The organism is Pseudomonas sp. Snoq117.2 (assembly GCF_900110545.1).
In the GTDB taxonomy this organism is placed as follows: Bacteria; Pseudomonadota; Gammaproteobacteria; order Pseudomonadales; family Pseudomonadaceae; genus Chryseomonas; species Chryseomonas benzopyrenica.
The window spans coordinates 38,814-49,994 of record NZ_FOED01000019.1 but is presented as its reverse complement, the minus strand read 5'-3'; the positions used below and the strand labels follow the sequence as shown (position 1 = coordinate 49,994).

Below are 11,181 nucleotides of genomic sequence, written 5' to 3'. Positions count from 1 at the left end.
TCGACCCAAAGCTGACGGTTTCGGCAGGTTGTTTATGGCCAGAAGTGCCCTTCGCGCTTTCATTAACCTGGATCACGGTAAGTTAGCGTAAGCCAAGTGGTATTGTGGTCAGCCTTGAATCTCGCCGCTTCTATAGGAAATCTCAATATGAACGAGGCAGCCTAGTTGGCCGCAGCGAAGGACCTGGCTACCCGGTAACGCGCCCTGCTTCTGCAGTACGCCAGCACCCAGGTCGCCACTATGCAGGATGCCATAGACATGAAGATCGCCAGTGACGCTGAGGTCTAGGCATTCAGGTCCTGTAAGACCTACCGGGTACCGCTCAACCGCGTGGACAGCATCCGCGCCGTTCCAGCAGAAGGTGATTGGCTCATCAGCTCGGATCCGGCCGCAACGGATCGATACCTATCGGCGAATGGGTAGCCAGTCGTCGCGGTTATGGCCACGGACGGACAAGCGTCGCTGGTGACATGGTATTGCCCTGGAATATCTTCAGCGATCAACAAGCAGGGAAGCTAGCCATGCGGACCGTGGCCCACCACGTTAAGACCTTTCGACGGGAATTCCGACTCATACCTAGCTTCGTCTGGGGATCGCGAATCTTTATCCTCTTCGCCTCATCGATGTTGCTTGTCGTCCTGTCGATAGCGCTTTTCTTCTACCACCACGTCTATCTGCAACTTCCGACCTACGCCAATCTCTCCTATTGGACTCTCTTTTGGGAGATCCCGATGCTGCTGGGCCTCGCCCAGATCCTGATAGAGGTCGACCGGCGTCGCTTCGCCCGAAATCACCCGGGCAAGAGAATCTTGGGCATCCGGCAGGCCATGGCGGCAACGGATCGAGCGAAGCGGCGAATGATCTCCGAACAATTCGCTGGCCGAGAAGACTTTGCCCAGCTGGCCAAAGAGCTCATCGAACAATGGGAGTGGCGTCAGGCTCTTGAGCAACGCGCCGGTAGCCCCGCAACCCTTCGTACACGCCACTTTTTCAGCCTCCCGAGTGCAGGCAATTTCGCGACGTACTTGGGTGGGCTTCTCGCTGTGATAGCGGCAGTGGTCGTGGCCCTCATCGACAAGGAAACGTTCTATCCTGCGATTCCAACACTCTGGTCGGACTTCTCATTCGCCTACTCGGCATTGTTCCAGATAATCGTGGTACCGATAGCCACGTGCGTCCTACCTGTGGCGTGCATTCTCGATATGGTTACCGGACTAGGGCACAGAGCAGTCGAGCGCGCCAACGACGACTATCTCAGCGATGCCGGGTTTTACCGGTACATCAAGGAGCTGGTGCTACTGGAAGAGCAAAAGCAGCGCCGTGGCCTGATGACTACCACCGGGTGGGCATACTGGTCCATCCGCATTGGTACCGCGCCGCTTGGCGACGTACGCCGCTTGTGGCGAAACAAGCGCCGCTCGGTACGGCTGGCGAAACGTCGCCGGTCTAGCGGTTGATAGCCTACCCAGATGCGTTCTATGACCTCCATCGCAAGCGGCGTCGAGTGAATTTGTAGCTCACGGTCCCGGGTCTGCGACACCTAGGCAAGCAGTAGGTGCGCGCATACGAAGCTGGAGAGCACTGTTCCATACCTGGGGATTGAGGTTGATGACACATTAGAAATGGCGGAACAGACTGACGTTTGATCTTGTGTAGCGCCGGCTAAAGTTAGACCAGTCGCTAACTGGCCATTGGCTGCCATCCCCCGACCGCAGCTTTGGGTCGGATAGCGACGGCCCCGCAGCCGTCGCCAGGTCATGCGGCTAAACCTCTGTCTGTTCGGCCATCTCCAGAGCATCGTCCACCTCGATGCCAAGGTACCTGACAGTGCTCTCCAGCTTCGTATGGCCCAGTAAGAGTTGTACGGCCCTAAGGTTCTTTGTCCTGCGGTAGATCAGCGACGCCTTGGTTCGCCGCAGGGTATGGGTTCCGTACAAGGCTGGATCCAAACCAATCGCTGTCACCCAGGCTTTGACGATCCGTGCGTACTGTCGGGTGGAGATATGCTCGGAGTGGGCAAGCCTACTTGGGAACAGGAAATTCTCGCTTCGAAGCTTGGCATGGCGTATCCAAGCCTCCACCGCTGAGCGTGTTTGCTCTGTGATCTCAAACTGCACCGGACGATGAGTTTTTAACTGCATCACGATAGCTCTCGGTGAGACGTGCTCCCCGTGGGCTATGTCCCGCACGCGCAGTCTGGTGAGGTCACAGGCGCGCAGCTTGCTATCGATTGCCAGGTCAAAAAGAGCCAAGTCCCTGGTCTTCTCCGCAAGCTGGAGTCTGACGCGGATAGCCCAGATATCCCTAATCCTGAGCGGGGCTTTCTGACCAACGAGCTTTCCCTTGTTCCAAGGCTCGCGGCTAACGACTGTTATCGCTTTCATGGCTTGTTCTCCTCAGTGAGGGTGTACAAGCATGGGCCCGACCATGGGACGGAGCTATCCGTCCCATCAGCCGGCCACCGAGGTGGAAACGGCCAGAAACGGCCTTCAGTTTCGGATAACGACCCCGGTGACAGATGTGACCACTAGCAGGCTAGGCGATGACGCGTAGTACGCAATCAGATGACACGCGAAATCTAGAGGCTGGTTCGCTATCGCTTTTATTGCTGCAAAGCGGTGAGGCACATATCAGTGGACGCTTGGTCTCACTGCTCGCATGGACTGGCCCAATCTACCATAAAAGTAGATCTTCCTTTCACCGTCGTGAACCGCCCTTGCTTTACAAGTTTCTGCAGCTCTATTTCCGAGTCATCATCCATGACACACGGCTGACCGGAGCGCTAGCGCTTTAGGTTGGACGCCCGAGGGTTGTTCCATGTAATCAGGCGCTCGAGCAGATATGGTTCAGGGCAATCGTTTGCAAGCGCTGACTTGATCCCGGAGGGGAACTTGACATAGAGCAAGCACCATACCGTTGCCGGTGAGCCATATGACGGGGTTCCGCCGTTCAGATCAGAAAGATCCTTTTCAGTACCCCAAAAGCACAAAAGGCTCGCTTGTGCCGGCCGTTAAACAATGCAGAAAGTGGGACGATAACCAACTGTGGATCACGCATTGGAGAAAGCGTCATGGAAAGCTTCTTACCTATACCAGATAGCCCGTCGCGGCAATACCTGCTCTGCGTGCATCGCCACCTCAATGCCCGTCTCCATGAGCTTCACCGATTAAGGATGGATGACCCTAAGCTGGCTAAGATTCTCCGAGAATTCGAAGACCTCACTCAGCTCACCAAGGAATTGGTAGAGGAGGTAGCGATAAGACTAGCGACTGAGCACATCTCCCCTACATAGCAGGAAAGCTTCCCACTGAAAAAATTGCTTAACGCTTACGCTTGATCGAAGCGTACCTGGCGCAGGTAGCCTGGACGCATCGATCATATAAGGATGAAGCCATGCGTTATGAAGTTGAGCAGCTAAGGTTACATGCCTACGTCCAGGCGTTTTTCCCATCCGATTTCGAAGTGTCCCTTAGACGAAGCCTTCATGATCCGGATGATCGGGTCCTTATCGTTCGAAACCGCATTACCGGTAAGACAGCCTCTTATAAGGGGTCGGCATTATCGATCCTTGACATCTGCTCGATGGAATCCATTGCGGCCAGTATCCGCGGCGAACTTTGCCCGTAGGCCACTAAAACGCGTACATGGCTCACCGATTGCGCGCGACAGAGGATGGAGCGGAAAGGCGAAAGTAGAAGACTAGCAATGAAAAAGTCGGCGCTAGTGATGCCGCTACGAATTAGAAAGATAGAAGGCATGGGAAGGGCAGTGCCATCCATAGCGCGCTCGGACTAAACGCATCAAGCAGATCACTGCCAATGCCGCCATCCGCCCCATTTGCTCACAGGACTGGCGCCGGACCACCAAGGTTGCTTTGACTGCCCAGAAGACGCCAGCGCCTGCAGTGAAGGCGAACGTAATTGCGGCCGCCGCCAAGATTAGTCGCAATGGAGAGGTAGCCGCATTGCAGGAAGCTTACGGTGAAGTCAGGACAGATAGACCCAGCCAGTCTCAGACCGAGCAGCAGGAAGAAAGCTGGTTGGCTCTACGCCCGGAGCCCCGCTAGAAAGCGACGAGTATAGGTTGAGGCGATAAAGACCGCGTCCAGGGCTAGCAACACCGCTAGCTTCTCGTGGCTAACATATCGACTCCTACGAAATTGTAGATAGCCGCTCGCGAATATAATCGTCTTTATGGATTGTCTGTGCATCAAAGGAGATTGTGAGTGCGCGATTGTTGGAGGGCGAATAAAAGTGCGCGAAGATAGCGCCATCAGGAGCGGGTGGACTTACTAGCAACGTATAGTTAATGAGTTTGCGTGACAGTTTACTTGCTAATTGTTGCGAGTGGGCAAGCGTATAGTGAGGACTCATATGCATTACCTTGGTCTATTTTGAAGAAAATTTCTAGTGAGACACATTAATCAATATATCATAATCTTAAGTATGCTGCAGCTTCTCCAGCAGCCGATCAATAGTCGCGCGGCTAAACGAAGAATAGCACTTTTTAATATCAATCACATGCTGCCGCTGGGCGGACGCAAGACTCCTATTAAGCTTTTCAAGAATAGCAAATACATGAGGCTGCTTTAAACGCGGATGTTCAGGCAATTCCGAAGGTTCTGACCATGCTGTAACAATGGATATATTACTGCTTGCGCGGTGACTCTCATGCATGCTAGTTGTCTCTAAGCTTTTATGAGTCGCTCATCAAGCGATAATTGCGCTTTGGTAGCATGAGCCCACCACTCAACTCCGGAATGCGATTCTCTTCAATAGCAAGCCTAATTTTCAATTCTTCGACTAAATCAAGAACTCTCGCTGTAATGTACTCGAAGTGACGTAATTGCTGCTGAAAGTCAGGGCTTCTAACGTCCATAGCACGCAGGCGGTCAATTTTTTGTGACAAGAGGACATGAACGCCAAGTAAATAATCTCGATCAAGAGATGCAGGTATAGGAAGATAACGAGTCATCGACGAGCTCCCGAGCAGTACCTATTGCTGTAAAAGATATCGTGATAACGAGGAGCACGTTCTACCACTAGTCGCCGACAAGCAATGTCTCGATTGGTCATTTACATGTTGACAGGTGTAAATATTCTGCCCCCATGAGGCGCGGCGCGTTTTTAGGTCCTGATTGTGAAATTAGCGTGAAATACAGGTGAAATTTCCAGATTAAAAACTCTTCGAGCTAGCGCAGTTGCATCTACAGATCAGTTTGCCGCTCCCTGCAATCAGACAGGCGGGCGTATAGACCTCACTTGCATTTGCCGCGCTATTTCAGGTGGGCACAGCAGCTCTCCGCAGTGACTAAGTCGCCGGAGACGCCGCCGATCTTGGAAGTCAGCAGACGCCGGTGGTGGCCAGGGAATCAAAGTCATCGCAGATCCAAATGTCTGATCGACACAGGGAAGCACAGGTCCCGCAGCCAGCGGACGTGCTCAACTAAGGCAGGTCAAGAGAGACGGTGTTGGCGATCAATTGCGGGCCTGAACGGCAGCTATGGGTCGATTGCTGTCAGTGGCTATTTCAGGTTTGGGTAGCTTCAGAATGTCGCGGCAATCCTGGAAATTGACGCAAGGCGCTGGGTAGCCGCCTGCTTGCGTTCTGAAAAGCTGTGTCAGGGTGGAGGCCAGATATCAACCAGGAGCCTTACCATGAAAAGCGAAACCCTCCCCTCCTCTACCACCGATACGGCACAGAGCACCGTCGTACCGGGCCGCCTGGTCTTTCATCGCGACGAGCCGTCCCGCTTCGGTGCCATTGAAGTAATGAGTCAGGATGGCCTGGTGAAGGGCCTCTCGATGAAGCAGCACCAGATCCTACCGTTTGAGCCGGAGGCGCTCCTCACTGCCGCGCAGCTGGCCGAAGTCATCATTGATCTCGCCGGCAAAGCGGCGACACCGGCGAGCGCTGACCAGTTGGCGGCCTACGCTCGTACCTTGGCTGAGGCCTATGGAGCGCACAGCCAAGCGGGTGACCTGGCCGTCGGCGACTTCGCGTTCTATCACGAGGATCCGGATGCATACGGGCCTCTCGCCATCCAGGCGGTCGCTTCGAAGGTCAGCGCCTATAGCAAGTACAAAGAGCTTGAGTTGGACTTCGACCAGGCGGATCTGAGCACTGCCGACCAGCTGGCTGAGGGGCTCATCTGCGCTCTCGCCATCGAAAACGCCGAGCTGCGCCAGCTGAAGGTGTCAGCTCACGCAACAGCCCTCGCCGCGGCATTCGCCAGCTAGCCATTCCGACCGACCCTAGCCCCCGCCTCAGCAGGCCCTTGTCGCACGTGCCTGTCCTCTTGCTTACCCTCTCGCCGGCACACCCGGCGAGTTGTCTCGCACCTACCTACCATCGTACGGTGCCGGGTCTCGCTATCGCAGATCCGCGTTCTGCAGGTAACCCTCTAGCCACCGCAGCGGGATCCGAGGATGCTCCCAGGTACCCCTCGGCAGCACCGGCTGGAGGAGGTCAGGCAGCGCACGCAGTCGCTCGGCGTTTTCCCTCAACGCCAGCCATAGCCTCTCCGGGTCGTCCCATACCGCCAAAAGCTGGCAGACCTCCCGCCAGTTGATGGTGCCGGCCTGCTCCACCGGCGCCGGCCACTTTGTCGCCCGGGTTACACCCTGCTCATCCATCACCATTGGCGCCAGGTCGTAGATCGGCGCCAGCCGTACGCCCTCTCCGTCGCGCAGGATGGCGGTATTGCGGCCGTGGTTGTCCGTGTTGCCGACCACCTGATTCAGAAGGTCTCGCAAAAGGTACTCATCAAGTAGGCCTGGAATGGCCGCTTCCTGGCCGGAAGCCCGCCACACCCTTACCAGCGCCTCAATAGCGTCGAGGTACCCTAGGTAGCTCCCGGGCACCAGCGTGTCCGTCAACGAATAGATTGACTCGACAGCGACCCGCTCAAGACCCGCGGCACCTGGCCGGCGGTCGAAGCGCGGCAACCATAGGCTCGTCTGCCTACCCTCCTCAAGCGCAAGCCCATTAACGGGGATCGTCTCCAGCCCCAGGCTATCGAGCGCCAGGTAGTAGCGGTATTCGCTACGAAGCACGTTTTGGTCAGAAGCGCGCCCCTGGTTGCGGGGAAATTTGACGAGCCAGTGCCGAGCGGCCAAGTCATCAGCAAGCGTTCCGTCCAGGCGAAGCTCGCCCTGATTACCCTCGGTCAGCAGCAGCTTTGGCGCATTGCCTCCGGCGCCGGTGGCGCTTCCCAAGGGGACACCTTGCGGACAGGGGCGGAGCGGACGCATAGCCCGCTGATTGGCGATGGAGGCCAATCGTGGTTAGCCTCAATTGCCGGTGGCACAACTCGCTATAAGCAAGGCCATCCAGTTTGTATGCATACGACAAATCCGAAGCAACCTGATCGGACACCTGGTGCAGGTCGGAAGCCATGACGATTTTGTCGTATGCATACGACAGATCCTGTGCGTCGAGCGCGGACGTGGTCAGCTCAGCGAAGCGATTGACCGTTTTGTCGTATGCATACGACAAAGCATAATCAGCCGTCTAAGTGTTTGTGGCGCTGTAGCTGCCGGGAGCACGGGTAGGACTCTGTCTAACGTCAGGCGAGTACCCACTATCTATTTTTGGAGCGCACGCCCGAGCTCTCGTGATGACTCGTTGGAAGCCCTAAAATTTCTTGCGGCGCTCCTAAACGCTACTAGGCCAGCCACCTATCGATGGCAGCGGTACTGGAGCAAGAAACCTCAGCAAGCCGGGCAATGCGTAACAACTTCTAGCCACTACGTGCTTACTTAAGCACTTATTCGCTTATGCACTTACATGAATGCTTATCACCTATTTATGAGGGAGTACGTCGCAGTGGTGGCCGATCTCTTTTAGGAACTCGTGCGGCCCTCACGCGTCGGACGCTACCGGTGGACGCTCGAACCGGCGACGCGCCTCGGACAGCATCGATAGGCTGAGCTTGCGGACCTCGATCTTGCTCTGCTCGATATGGGCCCTCAGCATCAGCAGGGTGTCATCGCGCTTGCGCAGGCGCAGTGCCTTGAGGATGCTCACGTGCTCGTTGTAGGTCTCTTCGATGCGGGCGCGCTGGGAGAAGTCCAGACGCCGGACGATGCGGATGTGCTCCGTCACCTCGCGGTGCACCCGCAGCATCTCCCGGTTCCCCGTCGCGGCCACCAGCCCGCTGTGAAAGGCTTCGTCCAGTTCGGCAACGGTTTGCATGTCGGTGTGGCGCTGTTCCTGCGGCACGATCCAGACCTGGCACAGGGCTTCCAGCATTTCCGGCAGGTCGACCAGCCCGCACAGCCGATCCACGGCGGCGGACTCGAGCACAATGCGCAGGTCGTAGAGCTCGTCGATACGGGCGAAGTCGAGCGGCTTGACCATCCAGCCGCGGCGGAACTCCACCTCCAGATAGCCTTCGCGCTGTAAGCGATAGAGGGCGTCGCGGACCGGCGTACGGGACACCTGGTAGCGCTCGGCGATCTGCGTCTCTGTGAAGCGGTCATGAGGCAGCAGATAGAAATCGAAGATTTCCTGCTTGATTCTCAGGTAGATCTGCTCGCCCAGGGCGTTGGTCTGGAACTGGGTCATGGGTTATCCCGGGTGTCCAAGGTGTCCAGGTCGATACTGACGTGGGCGGCGACGACCTTCCACTCCCCTTCCAGACACAGCCAGGTCTGCATCTGGCGTCCGACCCGTGCGGTAACGCCATCGCTGAATTCGGTGCTGACGGTGGCGCAGTCCTCGCCGAAGGTGGTGATCACCGTGTGGTGCAGACGTCTGCCCGCCCCGACCGGTTGGCAGAGCCGTCGATACGCGGCGATGGCCTCGCTGCCATAGAGATTTTCCGCCACCCCGAAGCGCACCGTGTGGGGCGACGACCAGAAGTACCCGTCGAGCGTTTCCAGCTCGTTGGCGATCAGCGCCCGCTCGTAATCGCGAAAGGCCGCCGTTACCGCGGCCACTACCTCGGGAAGATTGATTGCGGAAACCGAAGTCATGGCAGGTCCTTGTGCAGAGCGGCTTCCAGGGCCGCCAAAGAGGCCGTCCGGCCGACGATGCCGCCCTGGGCGACGATCATGTCCAGTGTCGCGCGTTTGAACGCCGGGAAATAGCTTTCCGTGGCGTCCTCGATCAGCAGACAACGATAGCCGCGATCATTGGCTTCCCGCATGCTGGTCTGCACGCAGACCTCGGTGGTGACGCCGGCGAACACCAGGTGACTGACGCCCTCGGCTTGCAGTCGCTCGTGCAGACCGGTCGCATGGAACATGCCCTTGCCCGGTTTGTCGATCACCCACTCGCCCTCTATCGGGGCGACCTCGGCGAGGAGCTGGTTGCCGGGTTCGCCACGAACCAGGATGCGCCCCATCGGCCCGGGGTCGCCGATCCGCAGTCCGGGCAGTCCGTGGGCGTGTTTGGCAGGGGGGCAATCGGACAGGTCGGGAAGGTGGGATTCGCGGGTATGGACCACCAGCACCCGGTGCTGACGGGCCAACGCCAGCAGCCGCTGCACGGCTGGGATGATGGCTTTCAGCGGCGTCACATCGTTGCCCAGCGCCGCGCCGAAGCCGCCAGGTTCGATGAAATCCCGCTGCATGTCGATCACCACGAGCGCCGTACTGGCCGGCTCGAAGGCGAAGGTGTCGGGACGGGCGCTCACCTGGATCATACGGCCTCCGCCTGCGTCGCACCGCCCGCCATATGGTGACCCAGCACGGCCCGGTCGGCCTGGGCGATGGCGGTCTCGAAGCCGATATGGCCGTCATGCATCACCAGAATGCGGTCGGCCAGTTCCAGCAGTTCATCCAGGTCTTCGCTCAACAGCAGCACCGCCGCACCGGAATTCCTGGCCGCGACGATCCGTTGGTGAATGAGCGCCGCCGACGCGAAGTCCAGTCCGAACACCGGATTGGAGACGATCAGTACCGCGACCCCCTCGGTCAACTCCCGCGCCAGGACGGCACGCTGGACGTTCCCCCCCGACAGGGTACCGATGGGCCGCTCCGGATCGGCCGGCGTCACCTGGAAGCGCGCGATGAGGTCGCGCGCCTGAGTACGGATGGCTCGGCGATCAAGGCGCCAGCCCTGGCGGCACAGCGGTGCCTGGTCGAAATTGCGCAAGGCCAGGTTCTCCGCCACGCTCAGGCTGGCGATGCAGGCATTGCGCAGCGGCTCCTCCGGCAGGCTGTAGAGGCGCAGGTGCTGCATCTCGCGGCGGGTGGCGTGATAGCGCTGGCCGTTCACCCGGATCTCGCCGGCACCGGCCTTGCGCTGCCCCAGCAGGGCCTCGGTGAGCTCACGCTGGCCGTTACCGGAAATCCCGGCGATACCCACGATCTCGCCGGGGCGTACGGCCAGCGACAGCCCGCTGACCGCCAGCGTCCCCTTGTCGCCTGGCACATCCAGCTTAACCACCTCCAGGCGAGGTGCCGCCTCGATCACGCCGGACCGCTCGAGCTTGGCCGCGGCGGCGCCCGCCTCGCCCATCATCCAGCTGGCCAGGAATTCGGGCGAAGTGTCTGCAACGGCTGTGCTACCAACCAGCCGGCCCTTGCGCAGGACCGTGACGTCATCGGCGAAGGCGGTCACTTCACGAAACTTATGGGTGATCATCAGCACCGAGATATCTCCTCGATGGGCCATCTGCTGCATCAACCCCAAGACTTCATCGGCCTCCTGGGGCGTCAGGACCGAGGTCGGCTCATCAAGGATGATGAGGTGCCTTTCCAGGTACAGCTGCTTGAGGATCTCGAGCTTCTGTTTTTCACCCGCCGCCAGGCTGCTCACGGGACGCTCCAGGTCCAGGCGGAACGGCATGCCCGCCATGAAAGCGGCCAGCCGCTCGCGCTCTTGCGACCAGTCGATACGCCAGGCCAGGTCGCCGCGCGACAGCACCAGGTTTTCCGCGACGCTGAGCCCCGGTGCCACGGTGAAGTGCTGATAGACCATGCCGATTCCGAGGGCGTGGGCGTCCCTCGGCGTGCGGATCTGTCGCTCGCGATCGTTCACCAGGATCGCGCCTTCGTCGAGCGGGCCATAGCCGACGATGCCCTTAACCAGGGTGCTCTTGCCCGCCCCGTTTTCGCCCAGTAAAGCGTGCACGGTCCCGGCCCTGACCTTCAGGGAGACCTCAGCCAGGGCGCGAAAGCTGCCGAAGGTCTTGCCGGCACCGATGATCTCCAGATCCAGGGCGCGCATGGC

9 protein-coding genes and 1 pseudogene are annotated in these 11,181 nt (G+C 58.6%); 3 read left to right on the top strand and 7 right to left on the bottom strand.

Annotated elements, in window-relative coordinates:
• Positions 1-470 precede the first annotated feature (470 nt).
• Together BMZ43_RS26635 and BMZ43_RS26315 are read left to right on the top strand one after the other, a co-directional pair.
• Positions 471-1,457 (top strand): hypothetical protein, encoded by a 987-nt coding sequence (locus BMZ43_RS26635; protein WP_177344779.1) that lies wholly within the window; start codon positions 471-473, stop codon positions 1,455-1,457.
• Between the two features lie 105 nt (positions 1,458-1,562).
• A pseudogene (locus tag BMZ43_RS26315) lies at positions 1,563-1,646 on the top strand (integrase); the annotation flags it as partial.
• A gap of 117 nt (positions 1,647-1,763) precedes the next feature.
• Here BMZ43_RS26315 and BMZ43_RS24035 read toward each other — a convergent pair.
• Together BMZ43_RS24035 and BMZ43_RS26310 are read right to left on the bottom strand one after the other, a co-directional pair.
• Positions 1,764-2,384: a tyrosine-type recombinase/integrase gene (locus BMZ43_RS24035; RefSeq protein ID WP_093251033.1), complete on the bottom strand. Its 621-nt coding sequence runs from the start codon at positions 2,382-2,384 to the stop codon at positions 1,764-1,766.
• A 2,311-nt stretch (positions 2,385-4,695) separates the two neighbouring features.
• A complete protein-coding gene (locus BMZ43_RS26310; RefSeq protein WP_143075235.1) occupies positions 4,696-4,974 on the bottom strand; it encodes a hypothetical protein in 279 nt (92 codons plus the stop codon).
• Positions 4,975-5,657: 683 nt separating this feature from the next.
• On the opposite strand from BMZ43_RS26310, the gene BMZ43_RS24020 reads away from it, so the two are divergent.
• The gene (locus BMZ43_RS24020) at positions 5,658-6,239 is read left to right on the top strand and encodes a hypothetical protein (RefSeq protein ID WP_007162808.1); all 582 of its coding nucleotides are present in this window, start codon (positions 5,658-5,660) and stop codon (positions 6,237-6,239) included.
• 132 nt (positions 6,240-6,371) lie between these two features.
• Here BMZ43_RS24020 and BMZ43_RS24015 read toward each other — a convergent pair whose 3' ends face one another.
• From BMZ43_RS24015 to BMZ43_RS23995, 5 genes are all read right to left on the bottom strand, one after another.
• Positions 6,372-7,217 (bottom strand): HipA domain-containing protein, encoded by an 846-nt coding sequence (locus BMZ43_RS24015; protein ID WP_007162807.1) that lies wholly within the window; start codon positions 7,215-7,217, stop codon positions 6,372-6,374.
• 646 nt (positions 7,218-7,863) lie between these two features.
• Positions 7,864-8,568, bottom strand: coding sequence for a GntR family transcriptional regulator (locus BMZ43_RS24010; RefSeq protein ID WP_007162806.1), 705 nt, complete (start codon positions 8,566-8,568; stop codon positions 7,864-7,866).
• Positions 8,565-8,978 (bottom strand): oxalurate catabolism protein HpxZ, encoded by a 414-nt coding sequence (gene hpxZ, locus BMZ43_RS24005; RefSeq protein ID WP_007162805.1) that lies wholly within the window; start codon positions 8,976-8,978, stop codon positions 8,565-8,567. The genes BMZ43_RS24010 and hpxZ overlap by 4 nt, the downstream gene beginning before the upstream one ends.
• Complete coding sequence (locus BMZ43_RS24000; protein ID WP_007162804.1) at positions 8,975-9,649, bottom strand: cysteine hydrolase family protein; 675 nt, start codon at positions 9,647-9,649, stop codon at positions 8,975-8,977. The genes hpxZ and BMZ43_RS24000 overlap by 4 nt, the downstream gene beginning before the upstream one ends.
• Entirely contained in the window at positions 9,646-11,178 is a 1,533-nt protein-coding gene (locus BMZ43_RS23995) for an ABC transporter ATP-binding protein (protein WP_007162803.1), read from the bottom strand. Before BMZ43_RS23995 ends, BMZ43_RS24000 begins: the two co-directional genes overlap by 4 nt.
• Positions 11,179-11,181 lie beyond the last annotated feature (3 nt).

Excerpts from the sequence above, each read along its gene's own strand:
- BMZ43_RS26635 (WP_177344779.1), top strand. The coding sequence starts at position 471 with ATGGTATTGCCCTGGAATATCTTCAGCGATCAACAAGCAGGGAAGCTA.
- BMZ43_RS24035 (WP_093251033.1), bottom strand. The coding sequence starts at position 2,384 with ATGAAAGCGATAACAGTCGTTAGCCGCGAGCCTTGGAACAAGGGAAAG.
- BMZ43_RS26310 (WP_143075235.1), bottom strand. The coding sequence starts at position 4,974 with ATGACTCGTTATCTTCCTATACCTGCATCTCTTGATCGAGATTATTTA.
- BMZ43_RS24020 (WP_007162808.1), top strand. The coding sequence starts at position 5,658 with ATGAAAAGCGAAACCCTCCCCTCCTCTACCACCGATACGGCACAGAGC.
- BMZ43_RS24010 (WP_007162806.1), bottom strand. The coding sequence starts at position 8,568 with ATGACCCAGTTCCAGACCAACGCCCTGGGCGAGCAGATCTACCTGAGA.
- hpxZ (WP_007162805.1), bottom strand. The coding sequence starts at position 8,978 with ATGACTTCGGTTTCCGCAATCAATCTTCCCGAGGTAGTGGCCGCGGTA.
- BMZ43_RS24000 (WP_007162804.1), bottom strand. The coding sequence starts at position 9,649 with ATGATCCAGGTGAGCGCCCGTCCCGACACCTTCGCCTTCGAGCCGGCC.
- BMZ43_RS23995 (WP_007162803.1), bottom strand. The coding sequence starts at position 11,178 with ATGCGCGCCCTGGATCTGGAGATCATCGGTGCCGGCAAGACCTTCGGC.